We start from the raw sequence: 15,959 nt of genomic DNA, 5'->3' as shown, positions 1-15,959 counted from the left end.
ATTGACGACCATGCTAAAAACAGTCGATGTCGTTGCGGCAATCATCGAAAAAGACAACAAAATTTTACTGGCCCAGCGCCCGGCTCATGCCGACCAGCCGGGCATGTGGGAATTCGCAGGCGGAAAAGTAGAAGCCGGTGAGACGCAGCCCGAGGCGCTTGTCCGCGAGTTGCACGAAGAGCTCGGCATCCACGCGCAGCCAGGTGAGTATGTGGCAAGCCATCAGCGTGAGGTGTCACAGCGGTTAATCAACCTTCACGCCTGGCACGTTCCGGCGTTCAGCGGCGCGCTGACGGCGCATTACCACAGTGCACTGGTGTGGTGTACGCCCGAAGACGCATTTGGTTTCAACTTAGCGCCTGCGGACATCCCGCTGCTGGAGGCGTTTATTGTTTTACGCGACGCCAGACCAGCGGATTCGTGCTAATGGTGCGTTCATCACGCTGGCACTGCAACAGAATGCCATCCGCTTTTACCACTGCCCCTTCCGAATAGTTCTGATCCTGATAGATGCAGCACTGGTTACACGGCTGCGCTCGCTGGCCGCTGGAGCTGAACACCTCCGGCGGCACATTTACGTCCACATCCGGGCGAATGCGGTCTGCCTGCGCGCCTGCGGTAAACATCAAACATAACGCGGTTGTCACGTAACGGTTCATAGACTTATCTTCCTGTTGTGCCCTGATAAAGACTATAACGGTAAACCGGCGCAGAACCTTTAATTTATCTCGTCATCGCTTTTGGTTATGACGCAGCCCCGCTGATTAATTTCCCTTTCGGCATGCATTTCTGCTTGCTTCACAAAGCGGTACGGATGGTATAGTCAAAAAAACAACACAATTCGTATAAGCAATATACATAAAATAATATAAGGGGTTCTTATATCTATGGATCAGACACGCTCTCTGGAAGCTTTCCTCTCTTATGTTCAACAGCGCGACCCGCATCAAAGTGAGTTTGCGCAGGCCGTACGTGAAGTCATGACCACGTTGTGGCCGTTCCTTGAAGAAAACCCGCGTTATCGCCAGATGTCACTGCTTGAGCGCCTCGTGGAGCCGGAGCGCGTGATCCAGTTTCGCGTGACCTGGGTAGATGACCGTAATCAGGTCCAGGTTAACCGCGCGTGGCGCGTGCAGTTTAATTCCGCCATCGGCCCGTTTAAGGGCGGGATGCGTTTCCACCCTTCCGTGAATCTGTCGATTTTAAAATTCCTCGGCTTTGAGCAGACGTTTAAAAACGCCCTTACGACCCTGCCAATGGGCGGCGGGAAAGGCGGCAGTGATTTCGATCCGAAAGGCAAAAGCGAAGGCGAAGTGATGCGTTTCTGTCAGGCGCTGATGACCGAACTCTATCGTCATCTTGGTCCCGATACTGACGTTCCGGCGGGCGATATCGGCGTCGGTGCGCGTGAAGTGGGCTTTATGGCCGGCATGATGAAAAAGCTCTCGAATAATAGCGCCTGTGTCTTTACGGGCAAAGGGCTCTCCTTTGGTGGCAGCCTGATCCGTCCGGAAGCCACCGGCTACGGGCTGGTCTATTTTACCGAGGCGATGCTGAAGCGCCACGGCTTAGGGTTTGAAGGTATGCGCGTGGCGGTGTCCGGCTCCGGTAACGTGGCTCAGTACGCTATTGAGAAGGCGATGCAGTTTGGTGCCCGCGTGGTTACCGCGTCAGATTCACGCGGTACCGTGGTGGATGAAGCCGGTTTTACGGCCGAGAAGCTGGCACGCCTGTGCGACATTAAAGCCAGCCGCGACGGCCGTCTGGCGGATTATGCCCGTGAATTTGGTCTGACCTGGCTCGAAGGTAAACAGCCGTGGGGCGTGCCGGTCGATATCGCCCTGCCATGTGCGACCCAGAACGAACTGGATACCGAGGCCGCACGTACCCTGATTACCAACGGCGTGAAGGCCGTGGCCGAAGGGGCGAATATGCCAACCACCATCGAAGCGACCGATCTGTTCCTTGAGGCTGGCGTGCTGTTTGCGCCGGGCAAAGCCGCGAACGCCGGCGGCGTGGCGACCTCTGGCCTGGAGATGGCGCAAAACGCCGCGCGCCTCGGCTGGAAGGCAGAGAAAGTGGATGCGCGTCTGCACCACATTATGCTGGATATTCACCACGCCTGCGTCGAGTACGGCGGTGAGGCATCGCAAACCAACTACGTGCGTGGCGCAAATATCGCCGGGTTCGTGAAGGTCGCGGATGCGATGATTGGGCAAGGGGTTATCTAAGCACGCTGTCGCCCTTTCCCGTTGGGAGAGGGCGACAACCGAAAGCACATCAGGCTGCGCTTTTTTTCTTTTTGAACGGTTTCTTCGGCGCACCACCCGGTGCAACCATCCCCCGGAACTGCTTCACCGGCGTATTACGCGCCTGGTTAATCAGCTCGTACAAGGTCCCCACCAGCGGCTGCATAAAGTCCTGATAGCGACACTGCTTTTCACTGATTTGCGTCAGCACAGATTCCCAGTGTGCCGTCATGTCCGGCCTTGCGGCCAGCTCAGGCAGTGAGTGGATCAATGCGCGCCCCGGTTCAGTCGAGTGGATATAGCGCCCTTTTTTCTCCAGAAAACCGCGCTTAAACAGCAGCTCGATAATCCCCGCACGGGTCGCTTCCGTGCCCAGTCCGTCGGTAGCACGCAAGATCTTCTTCAGATCCTTATCCTGAACAAAACGGGCGATCCCGGTCATTGCCGAGAGCAGTGTCGCATCGGTGAAGTGGCGCGGCGGTTGGGTCTGGCGTTCAACCACTTCGCCTTTCTCACACAGCAGCTCGTCATCTTTGGCGACCACCGGCAGCGGCGTGCCGTCATTCTCTTCGTCACGCTCTTTGTTGCCAAGCAGCGTGCGCCAGCCAGCCTCCGCCAGGAAACGCGCCTTGGCGATAAATTTCCCCTTGGCAATTTCCAGCTCAATCACGCATTTGCGGAACACGGCGTCCGGGCAGAACTGCATCAGATACTGACGAGCAACCAGGTTATACACCTTCGCTTCGTTTTCCGTGAGGTTAACGTTGCTGGCGCGCGCCGTCGGGATAATCGCATGGTGGGCATCCACCTTTTTATCATCCCAGCAGCGGTTATGAATGTCCGGATTCACAACCGGTTGTGGCAGCAGATCCGGCGCGTGAACGGCAATGGCGTTCATCACCGAGTGACGGCCGGCAAAGTGCTCTTCCGGCAGATACCGGCTGTCCGAACGCGGATAGGTAATGAGTTTGTGGGTTTCGTAGAGCTTCTGGCAGATATCAAGGACGTTCTGCGCGCTCAGACCGAAGCGTTTCGCCGCTTCAATCTGCAGCGCGGATAGCGAGAACGGCAGCGGCGCGGGTTCTGATTCCCGTTTATCGTTATAGCTGGTGACAATAGCAGGCTGACCGGTAATCCGGTTGACCACGTGCTCCGCCAGCGGACGGTGCAGCAACCGCCCCTCTTCATCCTGATACGATTCGCAGGCATCGCTTGGCTGCCAGACGGCGGTAAAGCGCTCGTCTTTCGGCGTGACGATATGCGCTTTAACCTCAAAGAAATCTTTGGCGACGAAATTCTCAATCTCTTCGTCACGACGCACCACCAGCCCCAGCACCGGCGTTTGCACACGCCCGACGGAGAGGACACCCTGATAACCGGCATTACGCCCCAGGATGGTGTAGGCGCGGGTCATGTTGATCCCGTAAAGCCAGTCCGCACGAGCGCGGGCCAGCGCGGAAACGCACAGCGGAATAAACTCGCTGTTCGCGCGCAGACGTGAAATGGCCCGCTCCACGGCCTGCGGATTGAGGTCGTTAATCAGGCAGCGCTGGACCTGCTGGCGTTTTTCCGGCGCCAGCTCCAGATAGTCCAGCACCTCATCCACCAGCAGTTGCCCTTCCCTGTCGGGGTCACCCGCGTGGATGACTTCCGTCGCGTCATGCAAAAAACGTTTAATCACGTTGAGCTGTTTGGTGACGGAAGGCCGTGGCTGCAGGCGCCATTTTTCAGGGACGATGGGCAGGTCATTGAGGTTCCAGCGGGCATAGCGGCTGTCGTAGACATCCGGCTGCGCCTGCTCAAGCAGGTGACCTATACACCAGGTGACCACCTGCCCGTTACCGCATTCGATAAAGCCGTCGCCCTTGCGATGCGGCTTCGGCAGCACATCGGCAATGGCACGGGCCAGGCTCGGCTTTTCGGCAATAAACAACCGCATTGAATTAACGGATCTCAATCATCGGTCGGCCACCGCGCGCGGTCACCAGTTCACCGATCGCCGTCAGGGTAATACCAAACTCTGCGGCCGTCGCCTGAACGTCGGCTTCAGCGTCTGGCGTGACCGCCAGCAGCAAACCACCGGACGTTTGCGGATCGCACAGCAGATTGCGCCACGCTTCAGGCATTTCGCCCATCAGATGACCATAGCTGGCAAAGTTACGCTGGGTACCGCCCGGAACGGCGCCCGCTGCAATGTACTCCTCCACACCAGGCAGCTTCGGCACGTCCTGATACCAGACCTGCGCCTGTACGCCCGCGCCCTGACACACTTCGGAGAGGTGTCCGAGAAGGCCAAAACCGGTCACGTCGGTCATGGCTTTCACGCCGTCGATATTCGCAAAGGCCGCACCCGCGAGGTTCATCTGGCACATGACCTCGGTTGCCAGCCCCTGGTGTTCCGGCTTCAGCAGCGATTTTTTCTCCGCAGTAGTGAGGACACCAATGCCCAGCGGTTTGGTGAGGAACAGCTTGCAGCCCGCCTGCGCGGTGCTGTTGCGTTTCACGCGCTCGGTGGGCACCACGCCCGTGACCGCGAGACCGAAGATCGGCTCCGGCGCATCGATAGAATGACCACCGGCCAGCGCGATCCCCGCCTGCTGGCAGGCAAAACGTCCCCCTTCAATCACCTCACGGGCAATTTCAGGAGCAAGGGTGTTAATCGGCCAGCCCAGAATGGCAATCGCCATAATCGGTTTGCCCCCCATGGCGAAAATATCGCTGATGGCGTTGGTGGCCGCAATACGCCCGAAATCGAACGGGTTGTCGACAATCGGCATAAAGAAGTCGGTGGTACTGATAATGCTGGTGCCGTTACCCAGGTCATAAACTGCCGCATCGTCACGCGTTTCGTTACCGACAAGCAGGTTCGGGTCGACAAACTTCGCCTGTTCACTGTGGAGAATGGTCTCCAGCACTTTCGGGGAAATTTTACAACCGCAACCGGCTCCGTGGCTGTATTGCGTTAAACGAATGGTTTGCTCGCTCATGGACGTCTCCTGTCATCTCAATCGCGCTATGGTAGCGCTCATTCCATAAAGAGGTAAGTATGACTGTCTGAATTCTGCGGCAGATGCTCAGAATCCAGACAGTTTAGCGCGCGTTATCAGAAACGGCTGACGAAAGGCGTGGTGTCCGGCACATTAATGGTGGCGGAGGCTTTAAGCTGAGGCGTGCCGAGATAGAGGAAGCCGACAATTTTATCATGTTCGCCACAGGCGAATCCGTCGCGAACCGACTGGCTGTTGGTCAGCAGCCCTGTGCGCCAGATACCGTTAAACCCTTGCGCCACGGCGGCCATTTGCATTGCCATGACGGCACAGCCGGCAGACATTTCCTGCTCCCAGACCGGCACTTTGTGGTCGGCCTGACATTTCGCCACGACAGCGATGATCATCGGCGCACGGAATGGCGCACTGCGGGCTTTCTCAATACCCTTCTCATCCTGACCTGCGGCAACCGCCCCCTGCTCCAGTATCTGACTGAAACGATCGCGGCCTTCACCTTCAATCACAAAGAAGTGCCATGGCTGCAGTGTACCATGATCCGGTGCACGCAGGCCGGCACGCAGAATATTCTCCAGTTGCTCCCCTGCCGGCGCCGGCTCGGTGAGACGTGAAGCGCTACGGCGGTTAACAAGCAGTTCAAGTGCGTCCATTGGTTAACTCCTTTCTTGAAATTTACTCACAAAATTAACACGGCGGCAGATTTTGTTACAGCGTAGCAGGCGATTCCTGCTGACAAGTGACGGTTGGGTCATTACGATAACCGCACATTGCCGTCCCGTGGCGACGGAAAAAGTCATTTTCTGGTTAGGGAGAATACATGCGAACCCTTTGGCGAATCATTGCCGGTTTCTTTAAATGGACGTGGCGACTGCTCAACTTCGTCCGCAACCTGGTGATGAATATCTTCTTCATCCTCCTGGTTCTGGTTTGCGCAGGCGTCTGGATGCATATCAGCAACGCAAATCAGGCGCAGCATTCGACTCGCGGGGCGCTGTTACTTGATATCACGGGCGTCATCGTCGATAAGCCGTCCACCAGCAATCGTCTGGGCGTTATTGGCCGTCAGCTGTTTGGCGCGACATCAGACCGTCTTCAGGAAAACTCCCTGTTCGATATCGTCGATACCATTCGTCAGGCAAAAGATGACCGCAACATTACCGGCATCGTGCTGGATCTGAAAGATTTTGCCGGCGGCGACCAGCCTTCAATGCAATACATTGGTAAAGCGCTGCGCGAATTCCGCGACAGTGGCAAGCCGGTGATTGCGGTCGGGGACAGCTACAGCCAGGGGCAGTATTATCTGGCCAGCTTCGCCAATAAAATCTGGCTCTCCCCGCAGGGTACGGTCGATCTGCATGGCTTTGCCACTAACGGTCTGTATTACAAATCGCTGCTCGACAAACTGAAAGTCACCACCCACGTCTTCCGCGTCGGAACCTATAAATCCGCCGTGGAGCCGTTTATTCGTGATGATATGTCCCCTGCGGCCCGTGAAGCGGACAGCCGCTGGATTGGTGAGCTGTGGCAGAACTATCTGAGCACCGTGGCCGCTAACCGCCAGATAACCGCTGATCAGGTATTCCCTGGCGCGCAGGGCGTGCTGGAAGGCCTGCGCAAGGTTGATGGTGATACCGCAAAATATGCGCTGGATAACAAACTGGTCGATGCGCTGGGCACCAGCGCGGATATCGAAAAATCACTGAGCAAACAGTTTGGCTGGAGCAAAGAGGATAAAAACTTCAGCGCTATCAGCATGTACGATTATGCGACCAAAAAGCCGGATGACAGCGGTGACAGCGTCGCGGTGGTCTTTGCTAATGGTGCCATCATGGACGGCGAGGAAACGCCGGGTAACGTGGGCGGCGATACCACCGCATCGCAAATCCGTGATGCTCGCCTTGATCCGAAAGTGAAGGCGATTGTACTGCGCGTAAACAGCCCTGGCGGCAGCGTCAGCGCTTCTGAAGTGATCCGCGCTGAACTTGCCGCGGCACGTGCAGCCGGCAAGCCGGTAGTGGTATCGATGGGTGGAATGGCGGCCTCGGGCGGTTACTGGATTTCAACCCCGGCTAACTACATCGTCGCCAACCCGAGCACGCTGACCGGCTCGATTGGCATCTTTGGGGTGATTAACACCGTGGAAAACAGCCTGGATTATCTGGGCGTCCATACCGATGGCGTTGCCACTTCACCGCTGGCGGATGTGTCGGTCACCAAATCGCTGCCACCTGAAGTCTCTGAGATGATGCAGCTCAGTATCGAGAACGGCTACAAGCGCTTTATTACGCTGGTGGCAGAGTCCCGTAAAAAGACACCGCAACAGATCGACGACATTGCGCAGGGCCACGTCTGGACCGGCCAGGATGCGAAGAATAATGGTCTGGTAGACAGCCTGGGAGACTTTGATGACGCGGTGAAGAAAGCCGCCGAACTGGCGAAGCTCAAGCAGTGGCACGTTGAGTATTACCAGGACGAGCCGTCGTTCTTTGACCTGGTGATGAACAGCATGTCCGGCTCCGTGCGTGCCATGCTGCCTGAGGCGCTGCAGGCGTATCTGCCTGCGCCAGTCGCGACAGCGGCTAAAGCGATGAAAGCGGAAAGCGACAAACTGGCGGCCTTTAACGATCCACAAAGCCGTTACGCGTTTTGTCTGACCTGTGCAAACGTCCGTTAAACACCGTCCCCTCTTCCCGTGAAGAGGGGATTTTTTTCTTTTGAAGAACAAGAACTCACTACCATGCAGAAGAAATCGATTTATGTAGCCTACACTGGCGGTACCATCGGTATGCAGCGCTCTGAAAATGGCTATATCCCGGTCTCCGGCCACCTTCAGCGCCAGCTCGCGCTGATGCCTGAATTCCACCGTCCGGAAATGCCTGACTTCACCATCCACGAATACGAGCCGCTGATGGACTCCTCCGATATGACGCCGGAAGACTGGCAGCATATCGCGGACGACATTAAAGCCCATTACGACCAGTACGACGGCTTTGTGATCCTGCATGGTACCGACACAATGGCGTTTACCGCCTCGGCACTCTCCTTCATGCTGGAGAATCTGGGCAAACCCGTCATCGTCACCGGCTCGCAAATTCCGCTGGCGGAGCTGCGTTCTGACGGGCAGATCAACCTGCTCAACTCCCTGTATGTGGCAGCGAATTACCCGATTAACGAAGTGTCGCTGTTCTTCAACAACCGACTGTATCGCGGCAACCGGACCACGAAGGCGCACGCCGATGGTTTTGACGCTTTCGCCTCACCGAACCTGCAGCCGCTACTGGAGGCGGGCATCCATATTCGTCGTCTGGGCACCCCGCCTGCGCCGAGCACGGCGGGCGAACTGATTGTTCATCCGATCACGCCGCAACCGATTGGCGTGGTAACGATTTACCCGGGTATCTCTGCAGATGTGGTGCGTAACTTCCTGCGCCAGCCGGTGAAAGCGCTGATCCTGCGCTCTTACGGCGTGGGCAATGCCCCGCAGAACGGCGAGTTCCTGAAAGAGCTGCAGGAAGCGAGCGAGCGCGGGATCGTGGTGGTTAACCTGACGCAATGCATGTCCGGTAAAGTCAATATGGGCGGTTACGCCACCGGTAACGCCCTCGCGCATGCAGGCGTTATCAGCGGATTCGATATGACCGTTGAAGCTACGCTGACTAAACTTCACTATTTACTGAGTCAGGATCTGGATATTCAGTCCATCCGCAGCGCGATGATGCAAAACCTGCGCGGCGAACTGACGCCGGACGAATAAGGAGGCACCATGACGCAACGCGCCCTGTTACTGGTCGATTTGCAAAATGATTTCTGTGCGGGCGGCGCACTGGCCGTCGCTGAAGGTGACAGCACCGTAGACGTGGCGAATACGCTGATTGAGTGGTGCAAAACGCGGGGTGAGGCGGTTGTCGCAAGCCAGGACTGGCACCCGGCTGACCACGGCAGTTTTGCCAGCCAGCACGGCGTTGAGCCCTTCACGCAGGGTGAACTTGACGGCCTGGCACAAACCTTCTGGCCGGATCACTGCGTGCAACAGACGGAAGGTGCGCAGCTGCATCCGCTGCTGAATCAGAAGGCCATCGACGCGGTGTTTCATAAAGGCGAAAACCCGTCTATCGACAGCTACAGCGCCTTCTTTGATAACGGGCATCGCCAGAAAACGGCGCTGGACGGGTGGTTACGCCATCACGAAATCACCGAACTGATTGTGCTGGGTCTGGCGACGGATTACTGCGTGAAGTTCACCGTGCTGGACGCCCTCCAGCTAGGCTATACCGTCAGCGTCATCACCGATGGCTGTCGCGGGGTGAACATTCAGGCGCAGGACAGCGCACAGGCGTTTATGGATATGGCCGCGGAAGGCGCCACCCTGTATACCCTGGAAGACTGGCTGGAAACGCACGCCTGACCTTCTCGCCGGGCAAGCCACAGTGCTGCCCGGCACGCCCCGTCTCATTCCCCATAAAGTGAACTCCCTCGCATCACCAGCGAAGCGGCAATGCTATTCTCTTCAGGCTGTTTTTTCGCCACGCCTTTTCCGTGGCGTGGTTATTTTTGTTAAGTCAAAGAGGAACTTGTATGAAACGTTTGCCTTTGCTGGCAGCATTACCCCTGCTTTGCGCGTCAGTTGCTTCCGCCACTCCCCTGATGTCTGTGGGATATTTTAATGGCGGTGGCGATGTCACCGCCGGTCCCGGTGGCGATATCAATACGCTCGACGTTCGTCAGATTACCCACCTGAACTACTCATTTGGTCTGGTCTATAACGATGAGAAAGACGAAACCCATGCTGCGCTGAAAGATCCGGCGAAACTTCATCAGATCTGGCTGTCGCCAAAAGTCGCCGCCGATCTGGCGCTAATCCCGACGCTGCGTAAGCAAAATCCAAACCTGAAAGTGCTGCTCTCCGTGGGCGGATGGGGTGCGCGTGGCTTCTCCGGCGCAGCCGCGACCCAAGAGAGCCGTGCGGTGTTTATCCGCTCGGCTCAGGAGATTGTCGAAAAATATGCACTCGACGGCATCGATCTTGACTGGGAATACCCGGTAAATGGCGCATGGGGACTGGTGGCCAGCACGCCAGCCGATCGCGATAACTTCACCGCACTGCTGAAAGAATTGCGCGCCGCCTTCGGCCATAAAAAACTGGTCACCATCGCGGTGGGGGCAAATGCAGAAAGTCCGAAAAGCTGGGTGGATGTGAAGGCCATTGCCCCGCTGCTCGACTACATCAACCTGATGACCTACGACATGGCGTATGGCACACAGTATTTCAACGCCAATCTGTATGACTCCAGCGACTGGCCAACGGTGGCCGCCGCAGATAAATACAGCGTGGATTTTGTGGTGAACAACTATCTGGCGGCCGGGCTGAAGCCGCAGCAGATGAACCTCGGGATTGGTTTTTACGGCCGCGTGCCGAAACGCGCCGTGGAGCCCGGTATTGACTGGACAAAACCCGATGCGCAAAACCATCCGGTGACCCAGCCCTACTTTGGGCCTCAGGAAACCGGCTTGTTCGCGTCACTGGGTTACGACCTGACCAAAGATACGTATGTGAAGTACAACGATATTGTGAAAAAGCTCTTAAACGATCCGCAGAAGCGTTTTACCGAACACTGGGACGAACGGGCGCAAGTGCCGTGGCTTTCAGTGAATGCGGCGGACGGCAAGGCGCTGTTTGCCCTTTCCTATGAGAACCCGCGTTCCGTCGCCATCAAAGCGGATTACATCAAGGAGAAAGGTCTCGCCGGGGCGATGTTCTGGGAGTACGGCGCGGATGACAATAACCAGTTAGCGAAACAGCTGGCGGAGTCGCTGGGAATTAAACCCAAAGAGTAAGGTAAGCACGCCCTCTCTCCAGAGAGAGGGCGCTGGCAGGACTGCCGCCCACCGTTACTGCATTTTTATCGTCGCGATCGGCTTTGGCGTGATACCAAAGTCCTCTTTCAGCTCGCGCTTGCTCTTCATCACCATCTGGCCTTGAGTGTCGATAGTCATGTGTTGCGCGTCGGTATTGTTACGCGCCTGCCAGAGCATCACCAGTTGCAGACTGTTCTCTTTTTGCTCCGGCGTGAGCGCGACACCGTCCGGCCATTTTCCCAGTTCAACAGCAGTCACCAGGCGCTGATACACCTCCGGCGTCATACCGCTAATCATGTCATCAATATTCACGATCTCTCCCTTTCAAAGGAATAATTTGCTGAATCGTTTTTTCAACCTTTTATCTGGTCACCGTTTTCATCATCGGTGAAGCTCATCGACGCTGAATTCACACAGAAACGCTCACCCGTCGGTTGAGGGCCATCCGGGAAGACGTGTCCAAGGTGGGCGTCACAGGTTCCGCAACGAATTTCAGTACGCACCATGCCGTGCGACGTGTCGCTCAGGTAGCGGATCGCATCGTCGCTGACCGGCTCATAAAAGCTTGGCCAGCCACAGCCAGAATCGAACTTCGTTTGGGAATTGAACAACGGGGCGTCACATACCAGACAGTGGTAGACACCGTCGCGCTTGTTGTGCAGTAAACGGCCGGTAAAAGGCGGTTCGGTTCCGTGATTTTGCGTCACGTAAAACTGCATTTCGGTGAGGTTTTTTTTCAAATCGTCAGGGTTACGTTGGTTCGACATATGCTTACATCTCGCTGTAGAAACAGACACCTTTTAACCCGGATTCTAACAAAACATTAACACCCTTGCGTGCACTTTTGTTCTAAACTTATGTGTCGCGAAAAGGCGGTCAGGCAATTGTGATCATGTTCACATTTTTATCCTGCGAGGACTTTAAAATGCCGCGCGCAGCCCCCATGTGGTTGCTAGCTCAAAGGGAAAGTGAGGCGAGTCAGTCGCACAAACGTTAGTCACAGGATTGATTTGTCGCAATGATTGACACGATTCCGCTTGACGCTGCGTAAGGTTTTTGTAATTTTACAGGCAACCTTTTATTCACTAACAAATAGCTGGTGGAATATATGACTATCAAAGTAGGTATCAACGGTTTTGGCCGTATCGGCCGTATTGTTTTCCGTGCTGCTCAGAAACGTTCTGACATCGAAATCGTTGGTATCAACGATCTCCTGGACGCTGAATACATGGCGTACATGCTGAAGTACGACTCAACTCACGGTCGTTTCGACGGCACCGTTGAAGTGAAAGACGGCCACCTGGTTGTTAATGGCAAAACCATCCGCGTTACTGCTGAGAAAGACCCAGCTAACCTGAAATGGAACGAAATCGGTGTTGATGTTGTAGCTGAAGCTACCGGTATCTTCCTGACCGACGAAACTGCGCGTAAACACATCACCGCGGGTGCGAAAAAAGTTGTTCTGACCGGTCCTTCTAAAGACAACACCCCAATGTTCGTTCGTGGTGCAAACTTCGAAACTTACGCTGGCCAGGACATCGTTTCTAACGCATCCTGCACCACCAACTGCCTGGCACCGCTGGCTAAAGTAATCAACGACAACTTCGGCATCGTCGAAGGTCTGATGACTACCGTTCACGCGACCACCGCGACTCAGAAAACTGTTGACGGCCCGTCTCACAAAGACTGGCGTGGCGGCCGTGGCGCGGCTCAGAACATCATCCCATCCTCTACCGGTGCAGCTAAAGCTGTAGGTAAAGTACTGCCAGAACTGAATGGCAAACTGACTGGTATGGCGTTCCGCGTTCCAACTCCTAACGTATCCGTTGTTGACCTGACCGTTCGTCTGGAAAAAGCTGCTTCTTATGAAGAAATTAAGAAAGCAATCAAAGCTGCTTCCGAAGGCGCAATGAAAGGCGTTCTGGGCTACACCGAAGACGACGTTGTATCTACCGATTTCAACGGCGAAGTGTGCACTTCCGTGTTCGATGCTAAAGCGGGTATCGCACTGAACGACAACTTCGTGAAACTGGTTTCCTGGTACGACAACGAAACCGGCTACTCTAACAAAGTACTGGACCTGATCGCTCACATCTCCAAATAAGTTGAGATGAGTTCTTGATCCAAAAAGGCGACTTCGGTCGCCTTTTTTATTGTTTTTAGACAGAGGATTGCTTAATGATTAATAAAATTTTTGCACTTCCGGTAGTCGAACAACTTACCCCTGTGCTCTCCCGCCGCCAGATTGATGGTGCGGATATCATCGTCGTTGACCACCCGCGCGTAAAAGCCTCCGTGGCGCTGAACGGCGCACACCTGCTCTCCTGGAAACCTGAAGGCGAAACGGAAGCACTGTGGCTGAGCGACGCGACCTCCTTTAAAAAAGGGGATGCGATTCGCGGCGGCGTGCCTATTTGCTGGCCATGGTTTGGTCCTTCCGCTGAGAAAGGCCTGCCTTCTCACGGTTTTGCCCGTAACCAGCAGTGGACGCTGAAAGCGCACAATGAAGACGATAACGGTGCGGTACTGACCTTTGAGCTGCAGGCGAATGAGGAAACCCGCGCCCTGTGGCCGCACGATTTCACCCTGTACGCACGCTTCAAGCTGGGCAAAACCTGCGAAATCGAACTGGAAGCGCACGGTGAATTTGAAACCACCTCCGCCCTGCACACCTATTTCAACGTTGGTGACATCAGCGCCGTGAAGGTGAGCGGCCTTGGCGATACCTTTATCGACAAGGTGGATAACGCGAAAGAAGGAAAACTGAGCGACGGCATTCAGACGTTCCCGGACCGTACTGACCGCGTTTACCTGCATCCGGAAGCGTGCAACGTGATCCACGACAGCGCCCTGAACCGTGGTATCGAAGTGGTACACCACCATCACAGCAACGTGGTGGGCTGGAACCCAGGCCCGGCACTTTCTGTCAGTATGGCCGACGTGCCTGATGAAGGTTACAAAACCTTCGTCTGTGTGGAAACGGCGTGCGTCACTGCGCCACAAAAAACCAGCGAAGAAAAACCGTCTCGCTTAGGGCAGACAATCAGTATTGTGAAGCGCTAATACGCTACCGCCCCTCTTCCTGTAAAGGAGAGGGGCATGCGTCAGGATTAAACGACATCCAGCGGGAGTTTATGGGTGGGTGGCGGGAAAGCATTATCCAGTTTGTGACGTTCTTCCGCGGTGAGGGTTATCTCCAGCGCTCCAGCGTTGGCGTTAACATGCTCAATCGAGGCCGCTTTCGGTATGGCAATAACACCCTGATGGCGGATAACCCACGCCAGCAGAATTTGGGCGGCAGTGGCGCGGTGGTTATGCGCGATGGCATTCACGACCGGATGGTTCATCAGCCCCGAACGCAGGCGCCCGGCCTGAGCCAGCGGGCAGTAAGCCATCACCGGCATCGCCTGTTGCTGACACCAGGGAAGCAGATCAAATTCAATTCCCCGTGACGCCAGATGATAAAGCACCTGATTAGTGGCACAGGCGGAACCGCCCTCTTCACGCCACAGCGCCTGCATATCTTCATAATCCAGGTTTGAGACGCCCCAGCGGCCAATTTTTCCCTGCTGCTGGAGTCTTTCCATCAGCGTAATGGTTTCATCCAGGCCATAATTACCGCGCCAGTGCAGAAGGTAGAGATCGATATGGTCTGTCCCGAGACGTCGCAGACTGGCATCACACGCCGCCTGGCCTTTCTGACCGCCAGCGTTCCACGGGTAGACTTTTGATACCAGAAAAACGTTGTCGCGCTGGCCCTTAATGGCCTCCCCGACCACCTCTTCCGCTCCGCCTTCGGCATACATTTCAGCGGTATCAATTAACGTTAACCCCAGATCAATGCCCGCCCGCAGTGCATTCACTTCGGATTTACGCTGGCTGGCTTTTTCTCCCATATACCAGGTACCCTGTCCAATAGCCGGAAGTGGACGCCCTGCGGAAAAGGTCACGGTTTTTACGCTCATATCATCCCCTCTTTTTCGTTGCACCATACCAATGCAAACGGGGCGCAAGCGCCCCGTTTTGATGCAATGATTGCACTGTTTTAATGCACAATCAGAACTTGTAGGACACACCGACTGAGAATATGCCCGCCCAGGACTTATCAACCATCGGGCTGTCTTTCACTTCATCGCTCAGACGCTCATAGCGCCCGGTACCGTAGACGTTCCAGTCACCGAGGAAGTTATAGCTCGCCGTCAGCTCAAGGTACGGATCCCAGCCGTCGTCCGCACTGTAGCTCTTCAGACCGCTACGACGGGATTCGTTCTTAGAAACACCATAGTAGTAGTCGTTGTAGTTCTCACTGTTATATTGCACACCGATACCCGGAGTTAGCGTTAACGCACCGTTGGTGTAGCGATAGAGCCAGGCCAGATCCCAGATAAAACCGTTGCTGTTATCCAGCGTATCCCCCGCAAGCGCGGTACGCAGGAAGCCATATTCGGTGTTATGCACATAAGAGAGTCCCGCCATCATGGTGCTCTTACGCTTGTCGAGCTGGCGAAGCGCATGGCTGTCGCTGTCACCCGGCTTGAAGTGCGTCGGATCGTAGTAAGCCATGATGGAGAGCTTGTCGGCCGTATCATTCCAGAGATAGTAGCCACCGCCCAGACCGCGGAACCAGAAGTTATCGCCTTCATAGGTGACAACCGGAACTGGATAAACATCACGATCATACTGTTTGTATGGGCTGTTAATCACGCCAACGCCCGCGCCAACAGTCCACTGACTTTCCGCCGCCTGTGCGGTGCTAACAGCGGTTGCGGCAAGTACGCCCAATGCCAGAAGTTTGAGTTTGGTCACAATCCATTCTTTCCTGTAGTCAAATAATCAGCGAGAGAAGTTT

The 15,959-nt window shown here is 55.5% G+C and carries 16 protein-coding genes; 8 read left to right on the top strand and 8 right to left on the bottom strand.

The features are described 5' to 3' along the window. Window positions 1–10 precede the first annotated feature (10 nt). Window positions 11–427: a pyrimidine (deoxy)nucleoside triphosphate diphosphatase gene (locus AM379_RS17240; RefSeq protein ID WP_025204417.1), complete on the top strand. Its 417-nt coding sequence runs from the start codon at window positions 11–13 to the stop codon at window positions 425–427. Here AM379_RS17240 and AM379_RS17235 read toward each other — a convergent pair. Further along, the gene (locus AM379_RS17235; RefSeq protein WP_106503948.1) at window positions 387–659 is read right to left on the bottom strand and encodes a YnjH family protein; all 273 of its coding nucleotides are present in this window, start codon (window positions 657–659) and stop codon (window positions 387–389) included. The genes AM379_RS17240 and AM379_RS17235 overlap by 41 nt on opposite strands. A 228-nt stretch (window positions 660–887) precedes the next feature. On the opposite strand from AM379_RS17235, the gene gdhA reads away from it, so the two are divergent. Next, a complete protein-coding gene (gene gdhA, locus AM379_RS17230) occupies window positions 888–2,231 on the top strand; it encodes an NADP-specific glutamate dehydrogenase (RefSeq protein ID WP_032677955.1) in 1,344 nt (447 codons plus the stop codon). A 49-nt stretch (window positions 2,232–2,280) separates the two neighbouring features. On the opposite strand, the gene AM379_RS17225 is transcribed toward gdhA, so the two are convergent. The 3 genes from AM379_RS17225 to AM379_RS17215 all read right to left on the bottom strand — a co-directional run bounded on the left by AM379_RS17225 (window position 2,281) and on the right by AM379_RS17215 (window position 5,904). Next, entirely contained in the window at window positions 2,281–4,188 is a 1,908-nt protein-coding gene (locus tag AM379_RS17225) for a DNA topoisomerase III (RefSeq protein ID WP_020884435.1), read from the bottom strand. A 4-nt stretch (window positions 4,189–4,192) separates the two neighbouring features. Next, entirely contained in the window at window positions 4,193–5,236 is a 1,044-nt protein-coding gene (selD, locus tag AM379_RS17220; protein ID WP_020884436.1) for a selenide, water dikinase SelD, read from the bottom strand. Between the two features lie 116 nt (window positions 5,237–5,352). Then, window positions 5,353–5,904 (bottom strand): NAD(P)H nitroreductase, encoded by a 552-nt coding sequence (locus tag AM379_RS17215; protein WP_106503947.1) that lies wholly within the window; start codon window positions 5,902–5,904, stop codon window positions 5,353–5,355. A gap of 167 nt (window positions 5,905–6,071) precedes the next feature. Between AM379_RS17215 and sppA the strand changes: the two genes are divergently transcribed. From sppA to AM379_RS17190, 4 genes are all read left to right on the top strand, one after another. Beyond that, the gene (gene sppA / locus AM379_RS17205; RefSeq protein ID WP_025204420.1) at window positions 6,072–7,928 is read left to right on the top strand and encodes a signal peptide peptidase SppA; all 1,857 of its coding nucleotides are present in this window, start codon (window positions 6,072–6,074) and stop codon (window positions 7,926–7,928) included. Window positions 7,929–7,991: 63 nt separating this feature from the next. Continuing rightward, window positions 7,992–9,008 carry an asparaginase gene (gene ansA, locus AM379_RS17200; protein WP_020884438.1) on the top strand — a complete coding sequence of 339 codons (1,017 nt, stop codon included), beginning with the start codon at window positions 7,992–7,994 and terminating at the stop codon, window positions 9,006–9,008. A gap of 9 nt (window positions 9,009–9,017) precedes the next feature. Continuing rightward, window positions 9,018–9,659: a bifunctional nicotinamidase/pyrazinamidase gene (pncA, locus tag AM379_RS17195; protein WP_032681225.1), complete on the top strand. Its 642-nt coding sequence runs from the start codon at window positions 9,018–9,020 to the stop codon at window positions 9,657–9,659. 170 nt (window positions 9,660–9,829) lie between these two features. Beyond that, window positions 9,830–11,089, top strand: coding sequence for a glycoside hydrolase family 18 protein (locus tag AM379_RS17190; protein WP_020884440.1), 1,260 nt, complete (start codon window positions 9,830–9,832; stop codon window positions 11,087–11,089). A 54-nt stretch (window positions 11,090–11,143) separates the two neighbouring features. On the opposite strand, the gene AM379_RS17185 is transcribed toward AM379_RS17190, so the two are convergent. Together AM379_RS17185 and msrB are read right to left on the bottom strand one after the other, a co-directional pair. Further along, complete coding sequence (locus tag AM379_RS17185) at window positions 11,144–11,407, bottom strand: YeaC family protein (protein ID WP_153852331.1); 264 nt, start codon at window positions 11,405–11,407, stop codon at window positions 11,144–11,146. Between the two features lie 56 nt (window positions 11,408–11,463). Next, complete coding sequence (msrB, locus tag AM379_RS17180; protein WP_020884441.1) at window positions 11,464–11,877, bottom strand: peptide-methionine (R)-S-oxide reductase MsrB; 414 nt, start codon at window positions 11,875–11,877, stop codon at window positions 11,464–11,466. Window positions 11,878–12,218: 341 nt separating this feature from the next. Here msrB and gapA point away from each other — a divergent pair, with 341 nt between their 5' ends. Then, window positions 12,219–13,214: a glyceraldehyde-3-phosphate dehydrogenase gene (gene gapA, locus AM379_RS17175; protein ID WP_020884442.1), complete on the top strand. Its 996-nt coding sequence runs from the start codon at window positions 12,219–12,221 to the stop codon at window positions 13,212–13,214. Window positions 13,215–13,288: 74 nt separating this feature from the next. Then, window positions 13,289–14,173 carry a D-hexose-6-phosphate mutarotase gene (locus tag AM379_RS17170; RefSeq protein WP_106503946.1) on the top strand — a complete coding sequence of 295 codons (885 nt, stop codon included), beginning with the start codon at window positions 13,289–13,291 and terminating at the stop codon, window positions 14,171–14,173. Window positions 14,174–14,220: 47 nt separating this feature from the next. Here the strand turns inward: AM379_RS17170 and AM379_RS17165 are convergent, their stop codons facing one another. Further along, window positions 14,221–15,075 carry an aldo/keto reductase gene (locus tag AM379_RS17165; protein ID WP_041162542.1) on the bottom strand — a complete coding sequence of 285 codons (855 nt, stop codon included), beginning with the start codon at window positions 15,073–15,075 and terminating at the stop codon, window positions 14,221–14,223. Window positions 15,076–15,166: 91 nt separating this feature from the next. Beyond that, window positions 15,167–15,916: a MipA/OmpV family protein gene (locus AM379_RS17160; RefSeq protein WP_014169638.1), complete on the bottom strand. Its 750-nt coding sequence runs from the start codon at window positions 15,914–15,916 to the stop codon at window positions 15,167–15,169. Window positions 15,917–15,959: the final 43 nt, after the last annotated feature.

The organism is Enterobacter cloacae complex sp. FDA-CDC-AR_0132, assembly GCF_003010695.1.
Classification (GTDB): domain Bacteria; phylum Pseudomonadota; class Gammaproteobacteria; order Enterobacterales; family Enterobacteriaceae; genus Enterobacter; species Enterobacter ludwigii.
Note: the sequence above shows the minus strand (reverse complement) of the source record. Positions and strands in the feature narration are given on the sequence as shown.

What these genes read in the sequence shown, in the direction of transcription:
- AM379_RS17190 (WP_020884440.1), top strand. Translation starts at nt 9,830, where the DNA reads ATGAAACGTTTGCCTTTGCTGGCAGCATTACCCCTGCTTTGCGCGTCA.
- gdhA (WP_032677955.1), top strand. Translation starts at nt 888, where the DNA reads ATGGATCAGACACGCTCTCTGGAAGCTTTCCTCTCTTATGTTCAACAG.
- AM379_RS17235 (WP_106503948.1), bottom strand. Translation starts at nt 659, where the DNA reads ATGAACCGTTACGTGACAACCGCGTTATGTTTGATGTTTACCGCAGGC.
- ansA (WP_020884438.1), top strand. Translation starts at nt 7,992, where the DNA reads ATGCAGAAGAAATCGATTTATGTAGCCTACACTGGCGGTACCATCGGT.
- sppA (WP_025204420.1), top strand. Translation starts at nt 6,072, where the DNA reads ATGCGAACCCTTTGGCGAATCATTGCCGGTTTCTTTAAATGGACGTGG.
- AM379_RS17215 (WP_106503947.1), bottom strand. Translation starts at nt 5,904, where the DNA reads ATGGACGCACTTGAACTGCTTGTTAACCGCCGTAGCGCTTCACGTCTC.
- AM379_RS17170 (WP_106503946.1), top strand. Translation starts at nt 13,289, where the DNA reads ATGATTAATAAAATTTTTGCACTTCCGGTAGTCGAACAACTTACCCCT.
- selD (WP_020884436.1), bottom strand. Translation starts at nt 5,236, where the DNA reads ATGAGCGAGCAAACCATTCGTTTAACGCAATACAGCCACGGAGCCGGT.
- gapA (WP_020884442.1), top strand. Translation starts at nt 12,219, where the DNA reads ATGACTATCAAAGTAGGTATCAACGGTTTTGGCCGTATCGGCCGTATT.
- AM379_RS17185 (WP_153852331.1), bottom strand. Translation starts at nt 11,407, where the DNA reads ATGATTAGCGGTATGACGCCGGAGGTGTATCAGCGCCTGGTGACTGCT.
- AM379_RS17240 (WP_025204417.1), top strand. Translation starts at nt 11, where the DNA reads ATGCTAAAAACAGTCGATGTCGTTGCGGCAATCATCGAAAAAGACAAC.
- AM379_RS17165 (WP_041162542.1), bottom strand. Translation starts at nt 15,075, where the DNA reads ATGAGCGTAAAAACCGTGACCTTTTCCGCAGGGCGTCCACTTCCGGCT.
- AM379_RS17225 (WP_020884435.1), bottom strand. Translation starts at nt 4,188, where the DNA reads ATGCGGTTGTTTATTGCCGAAAAGCCGAGCCTGGCCCGTGCCATTGCC.
- msrB (WP_020884441.1), bottom strand. Translation starts at nt 11,877, where the DNA reads ATGTCGAACCAACGTAACCCTGACGATTTGAAAAAAAACCTCACCGAA.
- pncA (WP_032681225.1), top strand. Translation starts at nt 9,018, where the DNA reads ATGACGCAACGCGCCCTGTTACTGGTCGATTTGCAAAATGATTTCTGT.